We start from the raw sequence: 25,986 nt of genomic DNA on the forward strand, positions 1-25,986 counted from the left end.
GATTAGTTGACATAATATTAATTGGGTAAACTTTAAAGCTCATGATCGCCTGATATCAATTCCCTCATTTTTCTTGCCCTAATAGAAAAAGGAGCTGTAGACCTAATGCTCATCAGCTCCTTTTTCTTGTAGCACCAACTTTGTGGTTATCATGTGGAGGACGCAAACAATTACGTCCCTTGTTTCGCTTGCTTGCTCAAAATTCGGTTCACTTTCTCGGCGCTCAGCCACATGAAGATGAGGAAGGCAAGGACAACGGAAGGGAACAATCCGATGCTTGTCTGCGAAGCGACCAATCCAAACATGGGGGGAAGCAGCGTGGTCCCCGTATAGGCGACGGCCATTTGATAACCCATCAGCTTGGCCGAATGTTCTTTTCCGAACCGAGAAGGCGTTTCATGAAGAAGTCCAGGATAAATGGGCGCAAGGCCAAGTCCAATCAGCATAAATCCCGTCAGAGAAAAGGAAGCACTAAGAGGTAGCACAAGGATAATCCCACCTAGAATGGTGATGAGCTGTCCATAGCGGATCAACAGACGATTGCCAACCTTCAGCGTGATAAAGCCGGTAATCAGTCTTCCTAGCGTAATACCTCCGTAATATAAAGAAATCCATATGGCAGCCGTATCGGCTGAAATATGTTTAGCACCGACAAGGTAACTAGCTCCCCACAACCCCACCGTGGTTTCGACTCCACAATAGAATAAAAATGCCGTAAGCGTTGGTTTAACGCCTCTGATTCGAAATATGCCTGCTTTTACGATCTGCTCCTGTTGGCGCTTTTCATTATCGACTACATTTTCGGTTTGCGGCCGGTCAATCTCCTGCATTGCTGCGACGCGTTTCCATAAAGGGAGCGTAATGAGCAAAATGATTACGAGCGAGAACTGGATTATGGATACAGCTGTATATCCGCTTCTCCAAGAATTATGATCTGCAATGTAAGAGGACATAATAATGGGCCCCATTGTTGCCCCGACACCCCAAAAGCAATGTAACCAGTTCATATGATGCGCCTTATAATTCTCAGCAACATAATGATTCAAAGCGGCATCCACAGCACCCGCCCCTAATCCCAGTGGAATGGCCAGAACGACAAGCCATGCCATAGAGGGAGCCAAGGAGAAACCAAGCAGTGCTCCTGCAGTCAGGAAGCAACTGAACAGGGTGATTCTCCCTGTTCCTAACCGCTTTATCATAGAGCCGCTTGCCAGACTAGAAACAATGGTTCCTCCTGCAATAACCATGGACACGATGCCTGCAGAGCCGACGGAAGACCCAATGTCGGGCCATATCACCGGCCAGGCCGATCCAAGTAAAGAATCGGGTAGTCCCAAACTAATAAAAGCCAGATAAATGATAATCAAAAACCAGGTTGCCAAGTGTACACCTTCTCCCATTATAAATGCATCGTCTTCACTAAATAAACTATCTTTATAAAGTGTATTTATTTAATATGCAGCAGCATCTTTTTTTTGTCAAGATTCTAGACGCAAAAAACCCCGGAATTTCAATTCCGAGGGTTCCGGTCAACTGCAAGATCAAGGGTCGGTTCCAATTCTTGCAGGGTTAGCCAGCGCATGCCTGCTTCAAAGTCCTCTTGAAACGTCTGCTTCAACACCACTTCAGGATAAGAAGGCATGGGATGTTGAAGCCGATAAGTTTCCCAAGCCTGAGACCAGGCATCTGCCTCCATTCGGTATTGATATATCACGATTTTGTCAGGTGCCAGGACGGCATTAACAGTATGTATGATTTTACACACAGCTTGCACAAACTTCTCCGTTGTCATCTCTTGATTCCAATCCAGTCCAATGGGCAGAAATTTGATCTCGCCCGACATGCCGTTCTTCCCTTTAACGATCCTCCCATCGAGATAAATAGCTAGGCCAGGCGGATATTTCATAGGAAAGTACATGCCTAGCACGCACTGGTCACCTTCCAAATCCTCCTTCATCGAATAACCGCTAATGGCTGCATTCACATCATTCTCGACCATTACGGGCAGCCCGAATTGAGATTCGATCTCTTCAATCATGCGAAACCCGGTTAATTCTCGATGACTGCTTACCGTAATTTCTCCATTGACGGCCTGTCCCGGAATGCCGATGCCAATCACCTTGATGGAGGGATAAAGCCCAATGTAATGCTCAATGATTTCATAGAAGCGCTGTCGATCGAATACAGGCATGGTGTACTCTTCTTTAGCCAACAGATCATTTTCCAAATTGACGACCGTTGCCGAGATCAGCTCTTCTCCCTGTTTCTCCTTCAAATAAACGACAAGAGCCAGGCTGAAATTATAATTATATCTATAGGTAAGCGCGGGCCTCCCGCCGTTGGACGGAACGATATCGTCTTCAAACAATTCCCCAAGCTCATACAGCTCCTTGACCAACGAATTCACCGTAACCACACTCAGCTTGGTCAATGAGGCCAATTGGGGCTTCGTCGCCGTTTCTACTCGCTTCATGGCTTTGCGGACAATATTTAAATTGATTTCTTTCATTAAGTTAGCGTTTGCTTTTTTCATAAGCCCCCCCTGCACACATGTATCATCTTAATCTATGTTATCCCTATGATATACTACTTTACCTGGTATACAAAACGGCATAATTATGCGTTAAGAACAAAAAAACCGCATATGTCATGCGGCTTTCATGTTACTGAGATGAGATCCGGTAAATTAATTCGGTGAGGCTTCTTCCTGCGGCAGCGGCATTCCCGCTTCAACCAATCGCTTATTGCGCATGAAGAAAACCGTAAGCACGAGCATGAACAATCCGGTACCGACCAGCAGCCATTCGATTTTGACCACGTCGGCAAGCGGACCGAATATCAGCATCCCGATGGGCATCATGGAAGTCGAAATCATCCCGAAGACACCGAATATACGCCCCAGATAATTTTCATCCACCTTCTCCTGCAGCATGACAGTCGTTGGCGTATTAAATATGGGCATCGCTACTCCGAATACAGCCATGATGGCCAAATAAATCCAGAAAACAGGCACAATGCCGAGCGCAAACGTGGACACGGCCATGACGAAGCTGGCTATAGCCATCGTGTACACTTTATTATTAAAGCCGCCCCAGGAAGCAATGATCCCCCCTCCAGCCATCATGCCGACGGAAAACGCGATTTCGATTGCCGTCAAGCGCCATACATCGTCCCCGAAGCTGCGGGTAACCTGCAGCGGGGTCAGAAAGGCTGCAGGCGCCATAAGCACGAAAAAAAAGGCGAAGAAGATAAAAAACGACTTGAGAAAAGCAATGCTGTTTAATGTAGACCAAGCCCTCTTTGAAGTCGTCCAGATAACCCGTGCTTTGCGTGTCCGACGCCTTTTTGTGCAGCGGGATTTTGAGAAAGACAAACAATGTAAAGATCGCGATCGCAGCCGTAACGACGTCGATAAAAAAAATCGCTTCGATCGTTGCTACGGTGAGCAATCCCGCGCTGACGATGGGCGCTACGAACATGATCAGCGCTTGTAGGCTGCCGTTAATACCGTTTACTTTCGTCAGCTTATCTTGCGGCACGATTTGAGGCAATATGGCTCCGACCGCTGGAGTCTGAATGCCGGCCCCGAGCGCGCGTACGGCGGAAATGATAAACAGCAGCCAAACCGCCTGATAGCCAAGCATAAACGTAATGGCCAACATCAGCGTAACCACCGCGATCATAGAATCCGCGATCATAATGAGCGTTTTACGGTTGAAGCGGTCCGCCCATACCCCGGCAAAAGGCGACAGCAGGAACGTCGGAATGAATCCGCAAATAATATACAGCGTCATCATGATGCCCGACTGCGTCGTCAGCGTAATGTGCCACATAATGGCATATTGAACCAAGGCAGACCCGAACAGCGAGAGTGTTTGGCTGCTTAAAAAGAGAATGATGTTCCTTTTCCAATGGATTTTCTGGGCATCTTCGGTTTCTGACATCGTCCCACCCTTTCGTATGATCTCGCTCACGCGAATTACACTCATTATACCGTTTAACGTTAGGCGACATTTCTTTTTAATTGCTCATTATGGATTATCTACGATCCATATATCCTACAGAATATTTCTAAGTTATCCTATAAAACGCTTGATGAAAACATGTATCGCCTTTTCTTATTTGCTGCCGCGCTCCACCTTGCGTTCCGTCAGAAAGTAGAGCAATGCCAAGGCCGGAAAAAGAACGCCTAGCCACATCGCCGCTTTCCAGCCGCCCATAGCGTATGCCCATCCCCCTGCTGCGGAGCCTATGGCCCCGCCGGCAAAAAAGATCGCCATATACAAGCCGTTCAGCCGGCTCCGTACCTCGGCTCCCAAAGTGAAGATCGCGCGTTGTCCCAACACCAAATTGGCGGACACACCCATATCCAGCAGGATGGCGGCAAGTACCAGGATCACGATAGAGAGCAGAGAACCGCCGGCAAACACAATCGGCAAAAGTCCGGATAGTATCACCAGCACGATGGCAATTCCGGTTGCGGGCCGGATCAGACCCTTATCCGCAAAGCGGCCGGCAAGCGGTGCGGCGGCCGCGCCTGATACTCCAGCCAAAGCAAACAACGCAACGCCTGCAGAGGAAAAGTGATACAGCGGACTTGTTAATACAAGCGGAACCGTTGTCCAGAACAGGCTGAACATCCCGAACAGAAAAGCGTGATACAGCGCCCTGCGACGTAGTATCGGCGTCGTTTTCAGCAGCCCCAGCATGGATGTGATGATTGCAGGGTATTTATCGGTTGTTTGCGGCTTCCTTGCCGGCAGTACTTTGATCAAAACCAGAGCCAGCACGAAGAGAATGGCGGATGACATCATAAAGATAGCGTGCCAGCCGAAGTAATTTTCCACCAAACTCGAAACCGGACGGGCCAGCATGATTCCTAACAACAGTCCGCTCATGACATTACCGACATTGCGTCCTCTCGTCTCCTCCGGGGAGAGATGCGCTGCATAAGGGACCAGGATCTGGGCCGCAACGGACCCCACGCCGATAAACAAGGAGGCGGCAAGAAACAGAGCGGCGTTTCGGGCTGCGGCGGCAAAGATTAAGACGACGGCCGTCAGCATCAGCAGCGTAACCACCAGTTTGCGATTTTCAAGCAAATCTCCCAAAGGAACGATGAACAGCAAGCCGATCCCGTAACCGATTTGGGTCAGCGTGACGATAACTCCTGCGGCTCCTGAAGATAATCCTATAGATGAACTGATCGACTCAACTAAAGGCTGCGTATAGTAAAGATTGGCAACGATCAAGCCGCACGCAACAGCAAGAATCAGCATAATCCAGGGGGACGCGGAAATCTCCAACTTGCCCTTTGCATTTCCATTAACATTCATGAGAAGCACTCCTTTTATAAAAATGATAGTGTAACTATATTGGAACGTTCATTCCAATATGGGAATACGTTCCCTCTCCGTGCTTAAGCAAGGGGGATTTAATCGGAATGATCGTTCCAGAATGATGAAAAAAAGCTCTACAGCGACTCGATAACGGCGTTCATCATGCCGCGGACTTTATCGCTGTCGCTTTGGATCCTGGCCATCACGTTGATGCTGTGATTGAGATTAAGCAGCAGGAACGATAACATTTTTATGTCTTTCTCGGGGGAAATTTCACCCGTTTCCTGTCCCTTTTTTAATTTCTCGTAGAACAACTGCTCGAGCTCCGTAAAGCTCTGGCGAATCGTATTCTGCAAGGGCTCATCCATGGCATCCAGACCCACGGAAGCGTTCGTAATCAGACATCCGTTCGGGTAAGCTTCACCGTGCGTCGCAAACGCGTTCGTGATATGCAGTTCAAAATATTGGCGGATCCCGGCGATCGCAGAAGGGGCATGGTTCATCAGATCGCGTTTTTTTTGCGACATTTTTTTGTATTGCTGGATGGCCTCATAATAAAGCGTTTGTTTATCCTGAAATGTTTCGTACATGCTGGACCTGCTTAATTCCATCGCTTGCAATAAATCCGGTATGCTTGCCCCCTCGTACCCTTTCTCCCAAAAAACGATCATCGCTTTGCGAAGCACCTGCTCACGGTCAAATTCTTTGGTCCGTCCCATTCATACCTCCTCCTTCTCAACACGAGTATAGACTATTTGGAACGAACATTCCAGTATTTTTTCAATCACTTATTTTCACCGTACCTCCATTCGAAGCAAAATAGATGGGGTTTGTCACTACCGCCATCGACATGCCATCCGCCTGTCCGAACTGTCGCCAAACCTCTGCCCGTAAGAAGCTTCTATGCTTAGCGTCAAACGTTAGTATAACTTCACCTTCCGAGTCCACAGCAATCTCTTCCTCAAGACCCCGCTCGCTGTACAGGCAAATCAGATCGCCCGCCATTACATCATCCAGTTGAACGACCACCTCGCCGGATTGCTCATATGGCACTTCATCTCCAATGCCGTAGTCACCGCACTGAAGGTTGGCAAAAGGGCCTTCAGGCGAATTGGTAATCACGACGCGGCCTTCCTTAATACCGTTCAGGACGCCCTCCACCGTTTTTGCATCGGTCCAGACCCATACGCATGGCATCGCATGCTTCACATTGGAATCCGGTCGATGCACATCGCTTCCGCCTACGGCTACCAGCCGTCTCCCTGCGACAAGCTGTTCCTGCCACCAAGAAAGCGCGCGTCTGTTGTGCTCTCTCCATGGCCCGTTCCAGATTTCTACCCCGTCGTAATCCACATCGAAATCCCACTCCCACGGGCAGTGATCACAGTGCGTATGGTTCAGCACAATCTTGGCCCCCCGCTCGCGGGCGACTCGAAACTTCTCGTGAACATCGGATATTCCCGATACTCGAAAATCATCCATGGGGCTCGTCACGCCAAGGAAATTACTATGACCATAATTCGTCGTAAACTCCGTACCCGGTATCATAAGCACCGAGGTCCCGCGCGGATAAGCAAAATTCTGGCTGCTCGTATTATGATCGGTCATGGCCAAAAAATCGCAGCCCAGGCTTTCCATGATGGCCGCATTTTCTTCCAACGTATAAGACCCGTCGCTATGAACGCTATGCGTGTGAAGATCTCCCTTCAGCCACCGCCATGCTTTGTAGGTAAACTCGATTTCGATCGTGACCAAGCAACCCTCAGCGGGCACCTTGTAGGCATTATGGAGAATAGCCCACTCTCCTGGGGCGAGCCGTCCGGGCAGATAACCCGGGGTGGCTGTATTGAGACCGATATTGAATTCCTGACGAGCCCCTCCACTCCAGCCTCTTACTCTCTCAGCGTCACGTATCCCTAGATCAATGACCGCTTTGGCGGTGTCGCCGCCATGGGAATCCACCTGATAGCTTACGTGGATTTCTTCGACATCCGGTGGCATTTGGAACGGAATTTCAATGTACGAGCTTTGTTCCGAATGCTCAATGTATCTTTTGTAAACCGATGTGGTCCTCCGCTCGATTTGTTGTGTCATATTGCTTCCTCCTCTTCTCTGCCTATTCTTTATTTGCGCCGACAAACATTCCTTTGACAAAATACTTTTGCACATACGGATAGATGATGATGAGCGGGAGCAAGGCAATGACAATCCCCGCCATTCGGACATTGGTCGTGATCATGAAATTGCTCGAGGTCGAATCGGTATCGACGATGAGCGATTTCAGCGCGATTTGCAGCGTATATTTGGACGAGTCGTTGATATAAAGGACGGCCGGCGTGAATTGGTTCCAGCGACTGACGAACTCAAACAGCGTAACCGTTGCCAGTCCTGCGCTCGCAAGCGGCAAGTACATCGTAAAGAAGATCCGAGGATCTCCGGCTCCGTCAATCCGGGCAGATTCCGACATTTCGTAAGGAACGCTCAAAAAGAAATTTCGCATGAGGATGACACTGAATCCGGATACGAAACCTGAAAGTATTAATGAGGACAGCGTGTTAAGGAGTCCTAAATCCTGATTCACGATATAGAGCGGTATCATGATGGCCTCGCTTGGAATCATCATCGTTAGCAGGATCGCGGATAACATCCACTTTTTACCGGGAAGTCCTTTCTGTATCAGGACATAGCCCGCCATGGAACTTAGGAAGACATGACCTAAGGTACCGACAACGGTCACAATGACATTGTTCGTAAAAGGCAAATAAAGCTTCATGCGGTTCCATACGGTGGAGAATCCCTCGAGGCTGAATTCCTTGGGCCAGAATACGATCCCCGGCTGCATGGAAGCAAAATTGGATGAGAATGCAAGCGCGAGTGTATTTATGAACGGAATAACCATGGTCAAAACGAGCAGAAGGAGGAACAGAACATTGATCGTATCAAACAAACGGCCAGGCAAGCTAAATTTATTCGTTGATTTCATATACCGACTCACCCTTCATCGTAGCGGATCACCGCTCTTGTTACATACGTCAGCGTGAATGTTGCCAAAATCACCAGGAAGCCGGCCGCCGTTGCTGGTCCAACGCTAAATTCCAATATCCCTTTTTGATAGGTGTACATCATTATGACGTCAACTTTCTTGGCAATGGCGCCATTACTCATCACGAATATTTGATCGAACAAACGCAGGATCCCCAATACATTTAACATGATGACCACTTTCATGGTGGAACGAAGCATCGGAACGGTGACGTAACGGACCTTCTGCCAACGACTGGCGCCGTCCATGCTAGCAGCCTCATACAACGAGGGATTAATGTTCACGATGGCGGCCAGGTACATAATGCAGGTATATCCCATCTCCTTCCAACCTGAAGTAAGGATCATGACGATGCGGGCATAACGATCCGAAGAGAGGAACCCGACCGACTGGCCGCCGAATAGCTGAATGATCTGGTTCACGATGCCTGTATCCGGAGACAACAGCAGAATCCACATCCCGCCTACGACCACCCAAGAGAATAAATGAGGTAAATAGACAATCATCTGGGTCATTTTTTTGAACCAGGCGGAAGCCACTTCATTTAAGGAGAGCGCAAGAATCAGCGGCAAAAAGAAGTTGATGATAAAGCCTCCCGCGCCGATCACGATCGTATTTTGAAAAACTTCCCAAAACACCGGATCCTTCAGTACCCTCAGATAGTTATCGAAACCGATAAAGGGCCGGTCTCCGATCAGCCGGTAATCTTGAAAGCTGATGGCAAGTCCCCGGGCCAGCGGATAAAAGGAAAAGATGAGGAAATAGGCCAGGATGGGAAGCATCATAAAATATAAGGTTTTGTATTTGAATATGGCTTTCACGGAAATTCACCACCATGATCGAAAAATAAAGAGGGAGCGGCGTGATCACCGCCCCCTGCTCTTAAAGCTTTAATCGATATACCCGCCGGCTTTAAGTGCTTCCCGCATTTTCTTTACGGCGTCGGCTGCCGGCATCTCGCCCATGATCGCTTTGAAGGAATGTTCATTGATGATCTTCTCGGCATCTGCCCAATGGGAAGGCGTTAATTCCAAAGCAGCGTATTGATCGACGAGATCCTGCGCTTCCTGCACGCCCGGCAGTTTACCGAAAGGCGCTTCGACATTACGGTTGTACCAGAAAGGAACGCCATGGTCGGAAGCATGCTCTTTGCCGGTTTGCGTCAGCGTAAACTTGCCGTTGTCAACCGTGTAATCCACATCCTTGATGCCTAAGCTGCCAAGGGTTATCCCTTCCTCGGAATGCCACCATTCAATGAATTCGAAAGCTGTTTTCGGATGCTCCGCATTAACGGGTATAACCCATACGTCCGGATCGCCCCTGCGCAGCATGTGGTTGCCGTTCGCATCGGCTGCACCCGGCAAGCCCTTCGCTTCGAATTCCGTATTCGGGTCTTGTTCATGGCGCGTGTTGTTCAGCATGCCGACCCAAGCGTCCCAATACGTAATCATTCCGACGCGGTCAGCAAGGAACAGGTCGCGCATTTTACCGGTGTCATTCGTGGTGAAGTTCGGATCCAGAATACCTTCCTCAAACAGCATGTTCAGCCATTCATAAACCGGGATGGCCGCATCCGTGGAATACGGAACGTCCAGCTTGCCGTCAGCGGTTTCGACATATCGCTGTTTCAGGCCTGCGGCGCTGAAGAAGCCCTGCAGTTCGTACATGCCGGCCGTGCTGAGTCCGTACGTGTCTTTTTTGCCGTTGCCGTCCGGATCTTGTTCGGTGAAAGCTTTGAGGACGTTGTAGTAATCGTCCAGCGTTTCAGGCTCGGGCAGGTTTAATTTGTCCAGCCAGTCCTTGCGAACGATCGGCATCGTTCCTCCTTGGTACTTGGTGAACACGCCGTAGATCTCGCCATCCTTCGTCTTGACTTGTTCCCACTCCTTGGCGGGAATGACATTGGGATCCGAAAGCACCTTGGAGCCGTTCACTTGATCGGTCAACGGTGTAAGAATTCCTTGATCCATGAACGTGGACATTTTCTCTTTGCTGATCTGCAGCAGATCGAACTTTTCCCCGGAAGCGATGGCTGCCAGCAGCTTCTGGTCATAGTCGGCAGCCGGCTTGTTCATCGTAACCTTGATGCCGGTTAGACGCTCGATTTCCTGCTCGAACTGCGTATTCTCTTCAGGCGTTTTGCCGCCGATGACACCCGTCATGATTTTGAGCGTACGTTCTTCAGCATTCGATGCAGCTTGGGACGCGGCATTGCCGCCTTCCTGTGTACTACTGCTGCCTGCGTTCGGGGAACAACCCGCAAGCAGCCCGCCGAACAGAGATACAGCCATGATTGCACTCATGATCTTGATTCTTTTTACCAAGCTAACCACTCCTTCATTGTCGTTAAGAAAGAAATTTGCAGGATTCCCTCACAACCAGCTGCGCGGGTATGATGATTTGCCTGTGGATACGTTTATCGCTTATTTTCTCGAACAACAGCTTGGCTGCTTCCGCTCCGAGCGTCTCTGCCGACAATTCCACGGATGTCAGCTTTGGATTCATATCCTGTGCCAGAATAGCATCATTGCTGAGAGCGATGACCGATAGCTGTTCGGGTACCTCGATATCCAGCTCCCTGGCAGCCCTCAGCACGCCAAGCGCCACTCGATCCGTATCCGTTATGACTGCCGTATAATTCATGTTTCCATAAGTGTTCATGATGGACATATATCCGTATTCCGTGCCGTTGGCATGCAGCTTGTGGTCATAGTACATTACATACTCTTCAGGCATCGGCAGGCCGTGTTGGCTATAAGCCTCCGCCAAGCCAAGCTTTCGATCAAAGGACACGGTCATATCGGAGGATGCATTCAGGAAGAGAACAGTTTGATGTCCGCTCCGGAGCAAATAATCTCCAACCGTTTGAGCCACGTTTGTATTGTTGTTATCTACGTAACTGATCGTATCGTCATAAGGATCCGACCGCCCCACCAGCACTAAAGGAGTGCCCATCATCAGGTACCGTTGAATTCGCAAATCATTTTTTCGCGGGTTGAGCAGAATGACGCCATCGACAGGATCCTGCGAATATAAAGTGGGATCCTCCTGCTCGGGCAAGGTGTCCAGAACTAGGCGGTACCCTTGCTTGGAGCATTCCTGGATCACACCGTTAATCAACTGAGTATCGAATGCCGTCATCGTCCCATCAGGCGGGAGAGGTATCTTGAGGCCGATGCTCATCGTCCTCTTGATCGCCAGGCTTCGGGCCAGGTGATTCGGGAAATATCCCAGCTCTTGGGCTACCTCTAATACCCGCTCCGTCACTTGTTGGCTGATCGGCCTTTTTTTGCTGAACACACTGGACACGGTTCCCTTGGATACTCCAGCCATCCTGGCAACGTCATCAATGGTAGCCATCTATCGTTGTTCCTTTCTCTAGCAGAATCTGATGGATTGCTGGATCATTAAACCGGTTTAATAACCCTACGTGATTGATTTTAAAAAAGAATAATTGAATAGAATGCAGGTTTATGTTAATTGAAAATTAAATCTTAGGAATGAAACTCGTTTCTTTTTGGCAAACCAAAAAAGCCGCCTATCAGGCGACTTGATATGCACGTATATGATAGAAAAGCTATCCCTACTGAGCTCAATTACCGTTAAAGTTTATCCTTCCCGTGCATCTCCTAGGCTTTCTTTGAGCGCATCGCTTTACATTGAGCAATGCTTTGATCGTTCATGAGTTTGAGGTATTCGTCTGACTCTACGGCGTAGATTGCGACTTTCCCTTCAGCGTCATGATGAATCCCCCAGCCATAGCGCTTGCCTAAGGACGAGGTTCGGAGACAAGGCTGCCCTTTCGAAAAAAACTTCTCGCGAGCGGCTGCTCTTTCCGTTTCCGGAATCTGATTACGCTCGGCAAACACTTCGAACAACACATCTTCTTGCGTGTATCGGTAAGGGTGGTTCGACAGCAGCTCATACTGAATCACCGGTATGGTCTTAGACTCGCCTTTATCCTGATAAGTTTCCTAATGTCCTGGAATGAATAACAGCCTCAATCCGTCCTTCCGGGAAATTGAGACTGTTATGTTATTGAGGCAAAAGAATCCGAATCTCATTCACCCGTATAATATCTAATCAAAGCCTGCGTGCCTTTATCCTCAAGCCCCTTCTCGGCCAGCTGGCTGTACAGCGATTCGGCTAGGGACAAGCCCGGCGTAACCAAGTTCATCGCCTTAGCGGATTCCAGCGCGATTCCCATATCCTTGATGAAATGCTTGATATAGAATCCCGGCTCCAGATTCCCGGCAATCATGCGCGGAGCCAAATTGCTAAGCGACCAGCTGCCCGCCGCTCCGCTCTCGATGCTCTTGAGCACGGTTTCGGGATCCAGCCCGGCGCTCTCCGCATAGGCCATCGCCTCGCAGACTCCCATCATGTTAGAGGCAATGGCGATCTGGTTGCACATCTTCGTATGCTGTCCGGCGCCGGCTTGCCCTTGATGGACGATATTGCTTCCCATCGTCGACAGCAGCGGCTGCACCGCCTTGACGTCTCCCTCTTCCCCGCCGATCATGATGGACAGCCTCGCCTCACGTGCCCCCACGTCACCGCCAGAGACCGGAGCATCCATGGCATGGAGCCCTTTCGACGAGGCGGCTTCATAAATGCGGCGGGCAAGCAGCGGACTGGACGTCGTCATATCGATCAGATATGCCCCTTCCCTGGCATGCGCCACCAGCCCGTCCGGCTCCAAATAGAGTTCCTCGACATCCTTCGGGTAGCCCACCATCGTAATGATTACGTCGCAGGCCTGCGCCAGCTTGGCCGGGGTATCGTGCCATACGGCGCCGTCCGCCACCAGCCGCTCCGCCTTGGAGGCGGTTCGCGTGTAAACGTGCAGCGGGTAGCCGGCTTTCCGGATATGCCCTGCCATGCTGTGGCCCATTACGCCCAAGCCGATAAACCCTACGGTCGTTTGAATCGGTGCGATTGTCATCATGTGATCCTCTCCTTTTATTCTATATAAGCCTGAGTCTGTAAAAGCAGTTTTCCTATCTTACCGACAGCCGATACTGCCGTGGAGACATCTGTAGGAATCGCTGAAAGGCCCGGTTCAGGTTTCGTTCGGAATAACCGACGATTTCAGCAATCTCCGTGACCGTGTAATCCGTATCCTTGAGCAGCTGTTTCGCCTTCTGCACTTTGAAGTTCATGACGTATTCAACAAAGGATATGCCCATCTCCTTCTTGAACAGCCGGCTGAGATACGACGGGCTCACCCCCACCAGCTCGGCACAGTCCGCCAGTGAATGAGCACCATCGGGATGACGGCAGATATGGTTACATACCCGCTGAACGATCAGGCGGGTGGATCGGGTGCGCAAGTCATGGCTGATTTCCTGGTACAGCGGGAACAGCACGCCGATGAACCAGTCATGCATTTCGCGGGAGGTCTGGTTCTCCTTCAGCTGGTCGAACAGGTTACCCCCCAGCAGCTCCAGCACGCCGGGACCTTTCTCCTCCATCGACTGGACTATGGCCGAGAGCAGCACGTAATAGCTCTGGGAGGTCACGTTGTACGATTCCGACACCCGAATACGCCGGGAAAATTCATGAAGCGACGCCTCGGCCTGCGAAAGATCCCCGTTCCACAAATATTCGATCATCTCCGATTCGATATCCTTCGGATACATGAACACGGGATTACGCTCAATGCGGATCATGTCTTCATAAAACAGTACGGTATCGGCATCATGGAACAGGCGATATTGCAGAGCAAGCTGCGCCTCCTTATAGGATTCTGCCGCCCGGGGCAATGTTCCAGTATTGCCGATGCCGATGGACGCGGAAAAAGAAAGATAGCGCGCCAGGGACTGGCTGACGGATTCCGCATAACATGCGAGGAGGCTGCGGAACTCCTGGGAGGAAGCCCCGGGCTCTCCCGGCCTCAGGATCGCCGCCGCTTCACGATCCTCCCGGTCCACCACGTAGCCCTCCAGCTGCCGGTTGTTTGCCAGCAGCTCGGACATGACGTTTTTGACCGCAAACACGATGACCGGACCTTCGTTAGGCAAGAATCGTTTTTTCACCGGATTCTCGACTTTCACCACCATCGTGGCATATGGTCCGCTCATCGGGATCTTGTGCTTCGCGCACCCCTCCTCCAGTGTGCCGGACCGCCATGAGCTTCCGGACAGCAGCAAACGCTGCAGAAACCGTTCCCGTAAATCCGGTTGAATTTTTCGAATGTAGCTGTTCAGGGATTCCGCCTGCTCGTTTAAGTAGCTGAGGGAGGAGCGGATGTATTCGATTTCATTCTCTTTGACGGAGCTCTCCGCCCCGCTCCTGCCGTTTCTTCTCAAATGCTCCCCGTAACGGAGGAGCTGCTGAATCGGATTGTACGCGATTTTGGACGAGAACCAGGTGAGCAATACCGCGATCAGCATGAAGACGGTCACCGACATGACGATCAGGACGCGGATCCACCTCAATTGCTCGATCATCTCCCGCTCCGGCATCCGGGACACGTATAGACGGCCCATAGACGTCTTGTAAAAGGCGATCAGTTCCTTGCCGTCCTCTCCGGTCATCACGTCATGGCTGGACGTTTCCCCGCTCTCTACCAAAGATCCCAAAATGGGGTCTTCATCCGCGGTTTTGCCGATCTCGCTGCGTCCATCCGTATGCAGCAGGACCCGGCGATCGGAGTCCAGAATGGCCAGCGACTGCTCCTCCAGGGAAAGGGAGTAATTGTTCAAAAGGCTGCGAAGCGATTCCTCTTTCACGTGTATGAGGATGGTGCCTCTCGGTTGGCCCTGCACCATAACGGGAAGATGGCGGACGTAAGAGACGTATCCGTTCTCCGACGACTTCGGGAGGTGCATCCACCTCGCTCCCCCTTCCCTCGCCAGGGCTTGCTCAATATCTTCTTTCCCTTTATACCCGTCCAGGTGGACCAGGCCATAGGAATGCGACAGCAGCAGCCGGTGACGAACATCGTAAAACAGGATGTCTTCGATCAGGTTATTGGTATTTTTGTGCAGTTGAAACAGCTTGAGCATATCCAATTGCTGCATGTAGTCCGTCTCATATTCGGGATTTTCCAGCGCGCTGCGAATCAGCGGACCGCTGGCAAGCTGAAGCGATTCATGCTCGATGCTTGTTATGATATTTTCGACGCGGTCCTTCAGCTGCATCAAGGAAGCCATATTATTTTCCTGGAACTGGACCGTCAGCTTTTTCATGGAGAAATGATAGTACGCGCTTCCGGCTAGGATCACCGGAATTACGGCCGACAGACATCCGAGCCAAATCAGACGCTTCAGATAGCGGTTCGCGGAGAACCAGCGGAGGAACGATGCCTGAATATGCTGCCAAAGAGACTTCACGATTTATCACCTCCGGTTCCCGCGGCAGGAACTGCCCTGCGGATCACTGTGCCATCCGCAACTCTCTACGGATGATCCTACACCTGTTATACTTCGTCCTCCCGCTTCCTCTATCCTTCCCCAACAGCGTTAACGGTGGGATTCAGCGGGATCCGAATGCACTCCCAAACCTCCAGCCGCGGCAGGGTGAAGTTCAATTCGTCGTTCGCTGCGAATCCTTCTATACAGCCTCCGCCGATCAACATCTCCAGTTTAAAGCCGCTCCCTGTAGGCCATCTAGTCCCCGGTCTCAGCCGGACCTCGATGTCGTGCAGAGGCAGCGCCACTGCAAGCGGCCGGCGGCCGGCTCCGTTCACGAAGTGGAGCAGCAGATCACTGCCGCTTCGGAACAGGGTCGTCTGCAGTCCGGGATACGAAGTCGTTACAGACAGCAGCGGCCTCCCGTCAAGCAGGTGGTCAATCGCGTTAGCCAGCAGCATCTCATGCTCGGGCAGCCTGAATTCGCGGAGCAGTTCGCCCAGCGAGAACGCGAAGTACATGGCGCGGCCCGCTCCCCACGAATGCTCCAAAGCCAGCGGCAGATCGGTGCGGGAAACGGGCAGCGAAGCCCGCTCCGGCGGCGCCCCCACGCTTACCGGCGGAGAAAACGGCGGTACGAGCGTCGCCAGTACCCGAACCGCTTCACTGTGCGGCTGAACATAAGCGACATGGCCGCGGTGAGCGATCAGCGCCGTCGTATCCATTCCCTGCTGAAGCGGGTTGATCTCGCACGGCAGCTCCTGAAACCGCAAATAGGAGGCAATCAGGTATTCGCTTTTGAAGGCTTCCTCCGAAATGCCGAGCAGGTCATGGAGCGGCTTGACGTCGGCATCGGCTGCAGTGGAAGGAAGTGTCCCTTCCGTTAGCAGTTGTCCCCCACCATGTACGTACGAACGCAAGTCGTGGATCAAGGACGGGGTATATTCCGTTCCTTCGGGAATCAATACAACGCGGTAGCGGTCCAACTCCCAATCCTTCCTGCTCTGGGGAAGCAGCACGTCAAACGGGATTTGCCGGTTGATCATCGTTTCGGCCCAACTCTGCGCCTCGCCGCGCTCGTTCCAGAGCAGGGCGGTTTCCGCAGCCGATACGGCTCCGTCCATATAGGCATCCAGCTTGGCGGCATGATGATTCAGCTCGGCTACGGTTTTCAAAATCCGCTTGTCTTCGATCGTATCGGGTATGCCCGTGACGGAGTGCCAGATCTGACCGCCGTTGGCCGGAATTTGAGCCAGCCAGAAGCGGTATTCCGCTACCGGAAGCCCGGTATGGCGCCAGTCCATGCCCGGGCAGGAATGCACGATGCCAAACGGAGCCGGCCTGCCCGGAACCGACCGCCCCACCTTGATGCTGAGAGCCGGCTTCCAGAATTCAGGGATCAAGGCATGGCCGAGCGAGAGTACGTCCTGCGGCTCCGTACACAGCATATCAGTGATCTGAACGCGCTTCGACAGATTGTCGCGGTGGAGGTTATAGTATAGAATCATGGGCACCTCCGGCCTCTCCTGCTTGATCAGGTCATGCATCGCTTTCATATTGTCATCGAAACATCCTGCAGCAAAATCCGGCTCCAGCTCCTGCGGGGAGTCCGGGAGGTCCTTGCCGTACCGTTCCGCGTATTTACGCCTGCATCGCTCGCATCGGCAGAACACATAACCGGGGTTATTAAAAAAAATGCCATCGATCGGATACCGCGACAGCGCTTCGCGGAGCACCGGAGCGGCAACATCCGCATTGCGGTAGCCGCCGTTGATGCAGGTGGACATCAAGAGCGGCCACGGTCCGGGCCGTTCAGCCCCGATGATCTCCGGGCGGCCGCCCTCCTTGCGGACGAACCATTCCGGCCTTCGGAGGTACACGCTGTCATCTGCTTTGCTGAAATCGAACCGGGCAATAAATCGAAGCTCTTCAAGGTGGCAGGCCGTGATCAGTTCCCCGAGCAAATCGCGCCCCTCCGGGAGATATCCGTTCACGGTATGGTACGGAACCTGCGTGTCATACCAGGCATATATGCCGCCTGTATTGAAGACCATCGCATTCGCCCCCATCTCCTTCAGCTGCGCGGCAAGCCGGGGCGGGTCGATGCAGGCGGTATCCTGGACTTGCATATTGGGCTGGATGACGCGCAGCGGCTTGTGCCACCAGAAGCGTTCCTCATTAACCTTCGTCATTGCCTTACCTCCTTCTCATTTCAAACTGGCAACAAACGGGCGATTCGCTAGGCGGAGACAGCCGGTTTGAACAGAGGCTTCAACGATGCTGTCTCCTCCCGTTCTTCAACATATTCGCTCCAGAATGCGAGACCGCCCGAGCCGACTGTCCGTTACTCCCCGTTGAACTGCTTGTATGCTTCGGCCATTTGTTGGTACGCTTCCTGAATGTCCGGCTGGTTGTTCAGCTGATCAACGTATGCGCGGAACTCCTCCATTGGAATATGCCCGACGATAGCCTTTGTCACCATGGAAGCATATTCGTCGCTGTATTTAGGCCATGTGCTGCGCCAGCCCTCGGACGTGATGACGCGATAGTGGTCGATTTTTCCGATCTCGTCGTAATTTTCCACCTCTTTGATTTTGGCATCGTTAAAGGCTTTATCTCCGGAAGCGCTGATCACCTTGCCCCACTTGGCATAAGCCAGTACGCCCGCTCCCTTGCTCGTCGTATTGACTTCTTTGACCCCTTGTTCCGTCAGCACCTTCTGCCCGTCCTTTTCGGTGTAATGGACGCCTTCAATGCCGTAATAGGCAAAATCGGTCATTTCCTGGGACGCCGTCTGGTCGAAATATTTGAGCAGCTGCTTCACCTTCTCCTCCGGCACCTTCTTGGAGATGTAGAACCCGCCGGCTACGCCGGTTTCCAGGCCGACCGCATAATCCCCTTTCGGTCCCTTCAAGGTCACGTTCAGGATTTTGGCATCAGGCTGACCGGACTTCTTCATCGCCTGCTCCCATTCATGATCCCACCAGATCGGACGTCCATAGGAAGCGGCGCGGTTCGTCTTGAAGAGCTCCTCCGCCTGGCTTTCCTTCATGACCGCGTATTCCTTGGACATCAGGCCGTCCGCGTACAGTCCGCGCAGCCATTCCACCATCTCGATGTACTGAGGCGTAAGGGACGGGCTCATTAGCCCGCCATCATCGGTATAGGTCGGATTGTATACGCCGAAGCCGGCCTGGAATGATGCGGGCGGGTTATTGATATATAGGAGACCTACCGTATCCTTCTTCCCGTTGCCGTCCATATCGGCATCGACGATCTTCTTCAACGCTTCTTTATATTCGTCGAAATCGGTAGGGATCGGAATGTCCAGCTGCTTCAGCCAGTCCTCTCTTATTTTCAACCCGCCGTCGATCCTGGACCGGGACCGCGGCACCGCATAGATGCTCCCCTCCACCGACAAATATTTCAGTGCATCCGGGGCGAGATTGCTTTTCAGGTTCGGATACTCGCTGAGATCCCCGAGGAACGGCGTCAAATCCCAAAACGCGCCGTTCTGGATCGCCGTAATCAGCGTGGGGCGGATCGGATTTTGATAGGCCACGACTTCGGGCAGATCGCCGGAGGCCAGCAGCAAATCCAGCTTCGTGTCCAGATCGCCCGACGGCACCCATTCCACGTCCAGCTTGACGTTGGTGCGGCGCTCCCATTCCTTCCAATAGTCATTGTTCATGTCGGGGATCTCGTTATAGAGCCCGGCAAACATTTTGATTGTCATCGGCTTGCCGTCATTGCCTTCTGCTTCCGATCCTCCGGCGTTCTGCGGTTTCTCGCCGGCCTGCCCCCCGCAGCCTGCCAGCATGACGACGGCCATGAGGGCCGCGAGCCAGAGCTTCCAGCTGCTATGCGAGCTTCCCTTCTTCGATGTGTTTTTCATGTAAACCCCTCCTTATGGATGCTCATCATCCATGTATTGTTCTTGAAGCAGAGTTCTATCTCCTTCCCGCCAATTTGCGGTAGGATAACGCTTTCAATCCTACCGGCTGCATATCCGATGCACAGGGCATCGATGCGCCGTTTCCTTCCTCAACCCTTAATCGACCCGAGCATCACCCCTTTGGCAAAATGCTTTTGCAGAAATGGGTAAACAACCAAGATCGGTACCATCGCTAGTACAATTGAGGCCATCCGGATGGTCTCTTGCGGCACCACGTTTTCGTCGCTTGCCCCGGCCTGGGCCACCGCCACCGAATTGGAATCGATGACCAGCGTTTTAATCAACAGCTGAAGCGTCCACTTGCTGGAATCCGATAAGTAAATCAAGGCGTTAAAATAGGCGTTCCAATGCCCGACCGCAAAGAACAGGGTGAAGGTGGCGATCGCCGGCATCGACAGCGGGATTATCATTCGCAAAAACACGCCCATATCCGAGCAGCCGTCCATTTTCGCGGAATCCTCCAATTCGGATGGAAGCGAATCCAAGAAGCTTTTGATAACGATCAAGCTCCAGGCGTTGGTCAGGCCCGGCCAGATCATGGACCAGTAGGAATTCAACAGGCCTAGTTCCTTGACCAGCAAGTAGTTGGGCACGATACCCGGGCTGAACACCAGCGTGAAGATGACGAGCCCCATTACCCAGCGATTCCCGGGCATGGACCGTTTCGTCAGCGCGTAGGCCATCGTAAAGGAAACGACGATGTTGAGCGCGGTACCGACAACCGTAATGAAAACGGTGCTTTTAAACGCATTCATAAAGCTGTTGGTCGATAGAATGTACTTGTAGGACTCCAAGGACCACTGCTCGGGAAACAAATAAAATTTAAGCGGAACATAGACCTCGGGATCCGTAAAGGAAACGCTGAACACGTATAGAAACGGAAACAAGCATGCGACCGAGAACAAGGTGATTAGACTGTAGTTGATCCAATCGAACAAGCTTAGCCCTTTTTTTCGGATAACGAAGCTCACGCGGAATTCCTCCTTTCGTTTAGCATAATGAGTATTCGGCAGACGCCTTTGGTGGCTTAATAAATGCCTTCATGGCCGAGCCGCTTTACGATTTTGTCGGCGGCCACGATCAGGACGAGCCCCACCAGCCCCTTGAACATGCCGACCGTCACCCCTATGCTGATTTTCCCTTGAAGAATGCCGTGCGTGTAGGAGTACGTATCGAACACCTCCGCCACCGAGCGCACCAGCGGATTCATCATCAGCAAAATCTGCTCGAAGCCAGTGTCCGCCATGCTGCCCAGCCGAAGAATAAGCAAAATGATGATCGTTGGCCGGATGGCCGGAAGCGTGATATGCCAGATCTGGCGGAACCTGCCCGCCCCGTCCACGACGGCGGCTTCGTAACGCTGGGGATCCACGCTCGCCATGGCCGCCAGGAAGATAATCGTTCCCCATCCGGCCTCCTTCCACATGCTTTGCGCGGTCAGAAGTCCCCAGAAGTAATTGGGATTGGACAGAAAGGAAACGGTATCCCTGCCGCTTTCGGCAATGAGTTTATTGACGATCCCCACGTCCGTCGACAACAGAAAGAACGTCATGCTGGCCACGACGACCCACGACAGGAAATGAGGCAGGTAAACTATGGACTGGTTCAGGCGCTTAAAGCTCTCATGCCGGATTTCATTCAGCATCAGGGCCAGCAGTATTGGGAGCGGAAAATGGAAGATCAGCGCGATCATATTGATCGCAAACGTGTTCCGCAACATAATATAGAAGTTGGAGCTCGAGAACAGATCCGCAAAGTGCTTAAATCCAGCCCATTCGCTTCCGGCAAAGCCAAGAAACGGATTATAATCTTTGAAGGCCAGAAGCAGCCCCCACATCGGAGCGATTTTGAACAGCAAGAAGAAGAGCAGCCCGGGCAACAGCAGCAAATAAATGATGCGGTGCTTGACGATGCGGGACGCGAGACTGCCCGGGCGAAGCGTTAGGCCCGGCTTGATGACCCTGCCGGCCCCTTGGGCAGGTATAGCAGATTTAGGCTTTGGCATCGCTGGTGATCAGCTCCTTTCGATCGCCGACAGGCACGGCCTGAAGCCAAACCGCTTCATAACGGCCGATTTGCGGCAGCGTCACCGTCACGCGATCTTGCGAGGTTTCCACCTGCGCATCGGATTCGGCACGGAGCAGCCTGCCCCTCGCTACCGCGTTTCTTGGCAGCTTCCACTTTTGCGGCCAAGACCCCGACGCATTCGCTACAGCGGTTTCGTCCACGCGATCAACGCTCAGTTCCACCTGAACATCATATAACGGAAGCGGATTCATAAAAGTCGTCCCGTTATATCCGGAGAGATTCAGCAGCTGAACCAGGCATCCGCCCTCCTTCAAACGGTGAACGAACAACTCTAGACATGGAGGTGCGTTCGTAGTAGCAACCCGATTCGGCACGATGTCATGTAGAACGTCCGCCATTACCTGCCTGTAGTCCTCGAACCCGTGGCGATAGTAGAGCTCGCCTGGATTCCAAGGCATATACACGCCGGTTCGGACCGTTCCCTGCTTGCCGACCCGCCTGTGCAGCCCCAAACCGTAATCTGCTCCGATGCGGTGGCCGTAGGCACGCTCCGGCGGCCCGAACGTGGACGGTTCGATGAATGGCAATCGGCACTCGGTCGTATCCGGGTCAAAGGCAACGCGGGCAAAGCTTCCGCCCGCGACGATCCAGTCCCGGCCATGGGCAAATCCGGGGAAATGCGACTTGTCCGAAACGTCCAGGTATGCGCCCGGCTCCGATTGTTTCACGCCGGCGAACGAGGCCGCGAACCATTCCTTAAGCAGCTCCGGCTGCCGCTCCAGCGCGCTTCCCGTTGCGACCAGCACCGCGCCGGCATCCGCCGCCCGATGCAGCGCTCGCGCCGCCGCCACCGACAATCCCTGAACGCCGGGAAGAATAACCGCTCGCATATGCATTAGTTTGGACTCCATGGCCACCAGCTGTTCTTCCATCACCACATCGAAGAGGACGTGCTCTTCCTTTAGCATTTTGAACATACCTTGATACTCCGCTGCTGCTTCGGGGGCCGCTGGCTTGACGAGCACCGCTTCAGCCATGGAGCCGAGCTGTCCGAACAGTTCCTCGTGCTCCGCATGGTATCTGAAAATATCCTTTACCGTTTCGAAGCTTGCCCGGTCCGGGTATCCTTCGAATGCCCCGATGATACAGAAATCCAGCCCAGATCCGCTTCCGATGCTTTGATATAAACGGATCGCATTTTCATTCTCGGATACTCCTGTGAATCGGTAGGTCAGGTCGATGGCGTTAATGCTGCAGTTGCTGACCAGCTTGTCATCCCAGCTGTCTTGTATGGACGCAACATTCTCCGAGGCTGAATACAGCCAAGGCTGGCCGCTCCTTTTCAGCGACGTATTCGATTCCTTGCGGACGATATCGACCCGGTGTGGGTGATACGTGCTAATGGCCACATCGGACCGCAGCGACTTCACGAATCCGTGAATGCGCTCCAGCATTTCCCTTGACGTCCGTTCCTGGAAGGACCGGTACAGCTCGTGCATCGGATGTTCGGGACCGGTATACGCCAGCAAATCTTTGCCGGTTACTTCGCGAAACCGCAAGCGGCAGTTTGGGCAATAGCAAGGACCATAGAAATTCCCGCTGTAATCCCAATGCTGGTAGCCGAACATATTGAAGAAAATCCCATCCACCGGATAACGCTCCAGCACTTCTTGAATACTCTCCAGCGACTTCACCTGCTGATAGGCTCCATTCAGGCACGTATGAACGATGCCGTGATAATTGACCTCCCGCCCCTCACGGTCCCGGTAAAACCATTCGGGATACCGCATCCACAACGATTCATGCGCTTTACTGAAATCGAACCGTGCAATAAATCGCAATCCATTAGCATGGGCTTTTTCTACCGCTTCCCCCAGAAGGTCCTTGGTTAAATAAGGCGTTACATATTGATGCATAAGCGATGATGGATAGAACGCAAATATGCCCCCTGCATTCATCATGAGCACATTCGCTTGGAACGACTTGAGCTCGCGAATCAAAAGATCCACATCCATATCGGCGTCCGTCTCGCGAAGATTATTTTGGATCAATCGGAGACGGTTCGTTGACCACCATTTCATCCCCATTCCCTCCTTTGCTTGTGGTGTATGTCTACCATAATGAAGCTGAGGGCAGCAGAACAGGGACAATTCTTGCATGAGCACGTTAGGAAAAATATGTCCGATCCGGCATGGGGCGATATCCAGCGCGAGGTCCCCTATACCTGACTGAGCCGCAAAGTAAGAACAGGAGTTTATTGGTCATTTCTTGTTTGGCAGGAAAACTGCAAAAAATGTCCCGTTCCAACATTCTCTTGTACGGCGGATTATGTCTGCATGATCGATCGAGTTTACGGTTAGGCATCCAAACGATGGGTATGTATTTTCTTTGTACTCGCAACAAAAAAAACTCACCCTTGGGTGAGTTTTTTCAATCATGCGCGGGTAAGCGAGAATACGTCTCCGGCTACGATCATGCCAGATTGATGCCTCGGATCGCTTCCACGTTTACTTTCGGTTTACGGTCTTCCGTCAGCAAGCCGTTCACTTCCTGCTGCACGTCCGTAATTTGCGTATAACAGAACCCGCACACATAAGGCAAATTCTTGATCGCTTGTGTGATTCCTTCGTACCGCTTCAAGAATTCGTCCTCGCTGCGGACCTGATTGCCGTAGCCCCAGCCTTCTTCGCTTGTAAAAGCGATGCCGCCGTATTCGCTGATGATGACGGGCTGGCCCCGATAGCCATATCCCTGCGCGAATGGATAACGGTGTGTATTATGCGCGATTTGGTTGCCTAACAGCGCATCCTTGTCCCGATACCGCTCTTCCAGCATAGCACCGATTTCTTCATAATCATGGAGCGTAATGATATCCGAAACCGTATGTTCCCAGCCGTCGTTCACGATCACCGGCCTCATCTGGTCGAAAGCCTTGGTCAGATGATAGATCGATTCCGTAAATTGCTGCTGCTTGCGGTTGGTCGATATATCGGAAATTCCCCAAGACTCGTTGAACGGCACCCAGGTGATGATGGAAGGATGGTTGTAATGCTGCCGGACGACGTCCATCCACTCTTGCGTGAACCGCTCGACCGCATCGTCTCCGAATTCGTAAGTCGACGGCATTTCCGACCATACTAACAATCCTTTGCGGTCACACCAATATAAATAACGGGGATCCTCCAGCTTCTGATGCTTGCGCACGCCGTTAAAGCCGAGCGCAAGCGTTTTGTCGATGTCTTCCAGCAGCGCTTCCTCAGACGGAGGCGTCAGATGCGTATCGCTCCAGTATCCTTGATCCAGCAGCAGCCGCTGATAAATCGGCGTATGGTTCAAGATGATTTGGTCCCCTGCGATCCGAATGCTCCGCATGCCGAAATAAGAATAGGCGGTGTCGATCGGCTTTCCGTTTTGCTTCAGAATCATCTCGACGTCGTATAAATTCGGATGGTTCGGATGCCACGGCTTGACTTTCCATTCGCCCACGGCTTCGTTTACGACGCTTACATCGACCGTTACCGTTCCGCGTTCCACGCTCGTTTCCGTCGAACGGATCAGCTTCCCGTCAAACCGGATGATGGTCTGGAGGGTTAACCCGTCGTAGCCGTGCGCGGCATTGCCCAGTTCATAGCCGAAATTCGCCGACCCGCGTTCCAGTTCCGGCGTTATCTTCACCCGGCTGATGTGAATCGGATTCACGTATTCCATCCATACGGTTTGCCATATTCCGGTCGTCTGCACGTACCAACACCCGAAGTTGTCCTTCATCCATCGCTGCTTGCCGCGCGGCTGCGTACAGCTGTTGCCGTCCACGACTTGAACGGTAATCCTGTTCTCGCGTCCAAACTCGACTGCTTCCGTAATATCGAAGGAAAAGGCTGCGTATCCGCCTTCATGCATGCCGATTTTGCTGCCGTTGACCCACAGGGTCGCCGCATAATCGACCGCTTGAAAATGCAAAATGATCCGTTTGCCTTCTGCCTCGGCAGGTACGGCTACACTACGTTCATACCATACGCAAGGATGAAATGTTTCATCCGCGATGCCGCTTGCTTTGGTCTCGTACGCAAAAGGCACCGTGATTTTTCGGTCAGCCTGAAGGCGTTCGTACCACTTGGCGCTTTCTCCTTCCAGAGCATCGTCGAAGCGAAAATCCCATTCCCCGATCAGATTTACCCATTCCTCGCGTATCAATTGCGGTCTGGGATAGTCCTTTATATATTTGTGCGAGCTAGACATTATGTTCCACTCTCCATCTTCTGTTAG

The 25,986-nt window shown here is 52.2% G+C and carries 17 protein-coding genes and 2 pseudogenes; all 19 read right to left on the reverse strand.

What is annotated here, in order from left to right; all coding sequences use genetic code 11:
- Positions 1 to 170: 170 nt before the first annotated feature.
- The 19 genes and pseudogenes from MHH82_RS17985 to MHH82_RS18075 all read right to left on the reverse strand — a co-directional run bounded on the left by MHH82_RS17985 (position 171) and on the right by MHH82_RS18075 (position 25,959).
- Positions 171 to 1,382, reverse strand: coding sequence for an MFS transporter (locus MHH82_RS17985; RefSeq protein WP_340967135.1), 1,212 nt, complete (start codon positions 1,380 to 1,382; stop codon positions 171 to 173).
- A gap of 128 nt (positions 1,383 to 1,510) precedes the next feature.
- Positions 1,511 to 2,533: an ROK family protein gene (locus tag MHH82_RS17990; protein WP_251496572.1), complete on the reverse strand. Its 1,023-nt coding sequence runs from the start codon at positions 2,531 to 2,533 to the stop codon at positions 1,511 to 1,513.
- 153 nt (positions 2,534 to 2,686) lie between these two features.
- Positions 2,687 to 3,989 (reverse strand): annotated as a pseudogene (locus MHH82_RS17995) (MFS transporter).
- A gap of 129 nt (positions 3,990 to 4,118) precedes the next feature.
- Complete coding sequence (locus tag MHH82_RS18000) at positions 4,119 to 5,336, reverse strand: MFS transporter (protein ID WP_015735758.1); 1,218 nt, start codon at positions 5,334 to 5,336, stop codon at positions 4,119 to 4,121.
- Positions 5,337 to 5,473: 137 nt separating this feature from the next.
- Positions 5,474 to 6,058, reverse strand: a complete 585-nt coding sequence (locus tag MHH82_RS18005; RefSeq protein WP_340967137.1) for a TetR/AcrR family transcriptional regulator — start codon at positions 6,056 to 6,058, stop codon at positions 5,474 to 5,476.
- 61 nt (positions 6,059 to 6,119) lie between these two features.
- Entirely contained in the window at positions 6,120 to 7,433 is a 1,314-nt protein-coding gene (locus tag MHH82_RS18010) for a CehA/McbA family metallohydrolase (protein ID WP_340967139.1), read from the reverse strand.
- 22 nt (positions 7,434 to 7,455) lie between these two features.
- Positions 7,456 to 8,322 carry a carbohydrate ABC transporter permease gene (locus MHH82_RS18015; RefSeq protein WP_015735761.1) on the reverse strand — a complete coding sequence of 289 codons (867 nt, stop codon included), beginning with the start codon at positions 8,320 to 8,322 and terminating at the stop codon, positions 7,456 to 7,458.
- Between the two features lie 8 nt (positions 8,323 to 8,330).
- Complete coding sequence (locus MHH82_RS18020) at positions 8,331 to 9,203, reverse strand: ABC transporter permease subunit (RefSeq protein WP_009592462.1); 873 nt, start codon at positions 9,201 to 9,203, stop codon at positions 8,331 to 8,333.
- A gap of 69 nt (positions 9,204 to 9,272) precedes the next feature.
- Positions 9,273 to 10,715, reverse strand: a complete 1,443-nt coding sequence (locus tag MHH82_RS18025; RefSeq protein WP_445661973.1) for an extracellular solute-binding protein — start codon at positions 10,713 to 10,715, stop codon at positions 9,273 to 9,275.
- Between the two features lie 13 nt (positions 10,716 to 10,728).
- Positions 10,729 to 11,742, reverse strand: coding sequence for a LacI family DNA-binding transcriptional regulator (locus MHH82_RS18030; protein WP_340967145.1), 1,014 nt, complete (start codon positions 11,740 to 11,742; stop codon positions 10,729 to 10,731).
- A 269-nt stretch (positions 11,743 to 12,011) separates the two neighbouring features.
- Positions 12,012 to 12,335 (reverse strand): annotated as a pseudogene (locus MHH82_RS18035) (DUF6157 family protein); the annotation flags it as partial.
- A 107-nt stretch (positions 12,336 to 12,442) separates the two neighbouring features.
- Positions 12,443 to 13,330: an NAD(P)-dependent oxidoreductase gene (locus MHH82_RS18040; protein ID WP_435367955.1), complete on the reverse strand. Its 888-nt coding sequence runs from the start codon at positions 13,328 to 13,330 to the stop codon at positions 12,443 to 12,445.
- A gap of 52 nt (positions 13,331 to 13,382) precedes the next feature.
- Positions 13,383 to 15,719: a helix-turn-helix domain-containing protein gene (locus MHH82_RS18045; RefSeq protein WP_340967148.1), complete on the reverse strand. Its 2,337-nt coding sequence runs from the start codon at positions 15,717 to 15,719 to the stop codon at positions 13,383 to 13,385.
- 110 nt (positions 15,720 to 15,829) lie between these two features.
- On the reverse strand, positions 15,830 to 17,929 hold the full coding sequence (locus MHH82_RS18050) for a hypothetical protein (protein WP_340967150.1): 2,100 nt from the start codon (positions 17,927 to 17,929) through the stop codon (positions 15,830 to 15,832).
- Between the two features lie 152 nt (positions 17,930 to 18,081).
- On the reverse strand, positions 18,082 to 19,632 hold the full coding sequence (locus MHH82_RS18055; protein WP_015735768.1) for an extracellular solute-binding protein: 1,551 nt from the start codon (positions 19,630 to 19,632) through the stop codon (positions 18,082 to 18,084).
- Between the two features lie 149 nt (positions 19,633 to 19,781).
- Positions 19,782 to 20,663, reverse strand: coding sequence for a carbohydrate ABC transporter permease (locus MHH82_RS18060; RefSeq protein WP_145038186.1), 882 nt, complete (start codon positions 20,661 to 20,663; stop codon positions 19,782 to 19,784).
- Between the two features lie 56 nt (positions 20,664 to 20,719).
- Positions 20,720 to 21,697, reverse strand: coding sequence for an ABC transporter permease (locus MHH82_RS18065; RefSeq protein WP_251496589.1), 978 nt, complete (start codon positions 21,695 to 21,697; stop codon positions 20,720 to 20,722).
- A complete protein-coding gene (locus tag MHH82_RS18070) occupies positions 21,684 to 23,801 on the reverse strand; it encodes a family 10 glycosylhydrolase (RefSeq protein WP_340967152.1) in 2,118 nt (705 codons plus the stop codon). Before MHH82_RS18070 ends, MHH82_RS18065 begins: the two co-directional genes overlap by 14 nt.
- Before the next feature lie 391 nt (positions 23,802 to 24,192).
- Positions 24,193 to 25,959, reverse strand: coding sequence for a glycoside hydrolase family 2 protein (locus tag MHH82_RS18075; protein ID WP_340967153.1), 1,767 nt, complete (start codon positions 25,957 to 25,959; stop codon positions 24,193 to 24,195).
- Positions 25,960 to 25,986 lie beyond the last annotated feature (27 nt).

The sequence above is a fragment of the Bacillus sp. FSL K6-6540 genome (genome assembly GCF_038007545.1).

Excerpts from the sequence above, each read along its gene's own strand:
- MHH82_RS18005 (WP_340967137.1), bottom strand. The coding sequence starts at position 6,058 with ATGGGACGGACCAAAGAATTTGACCGTGAGCAGGTGCTTCGCAAAGCG.
- MHH82_RS18050 (WP_340967150.1), bottom strand. The coding sequence starts at position 17,929 with ATGACGAAGGTTAATGAGGAACGCTTCTGGTGGCACAAGCCGCTGCGC.
- MHH82_RS18010 (WP_340967139.1), bottom strand. The coding sequence starts at position 7,433 with ATGACACAACAAATCGAGCGGAGGACCACATCGGTTTACAAAAGATAC.
- MHH82_RS18030 (WP_340967145.1), bottom strand. The coding sequence starts at position 11,742 with ATGGCTACCATTGATGACGTTGCCAGGATGGCTGGAGTATCCAAGGGA.
- MHH82_RS18000 (WP_015735758.1), bottom strand. The coding sequence starts at position 5,336 with ATGAATGTTAATGGAAATGCAAAGGGCAAGTTGGAGATTTCCGCGTCC.
- MHH82_RS17990 (WP_251496572.1), bottom strand. The coding sequence starts at position 2,533 with ATGAAAAAAGCAAACGCTAACTTAATGAAAGAAATCAATTTAAATATT.
- MHH82_RS18070 (WP_340967152.1), bottom strand. The coding sequence starts at position 23,801 with ATGAAATGGTGGTCAACGAACCGTCTCCGATTGATCCAAAATAATCTT.
- MHH82_RS18015 (WP_015735761.1), bottom strand. The coding sequence starts at position 8,322 with ATGAAATCAACGAATAAATTTAGCTTGCCTGGCCGTTTGTTTGATACG.
- MHH82_RS18055 (WP_015735768.1), bottom strand. The coding sequence starts at position 19,632 with ATGAAAAACACATCGAAGAAGGGAAGCTCGCATAGCAGCTGGAAGCTC.
- MHH82_RS18075 (WP_340967153.1), bottom strand. The coding sequence starts at position 25,959 with ATGTCTAGCTCGCACAAATATATAAAGGACTATCCCAGACCGCAATTG.
- MHH82_RS18065 (WP_251496589.1), bottom strand. The coding sequence starts at position 21,697 with ATGCCAAAGCCTAAATCTGCTATACCTGCCCAAGGGGCCGGCAGGGTC.
- MHH82_RS18040 (WP_435367955.1), bottom strand. The coding sequence starts at position 13,330 with ATGATGACAATCGCACCGATTCAAACGACCGTAGGGTTTATCGGCTTG.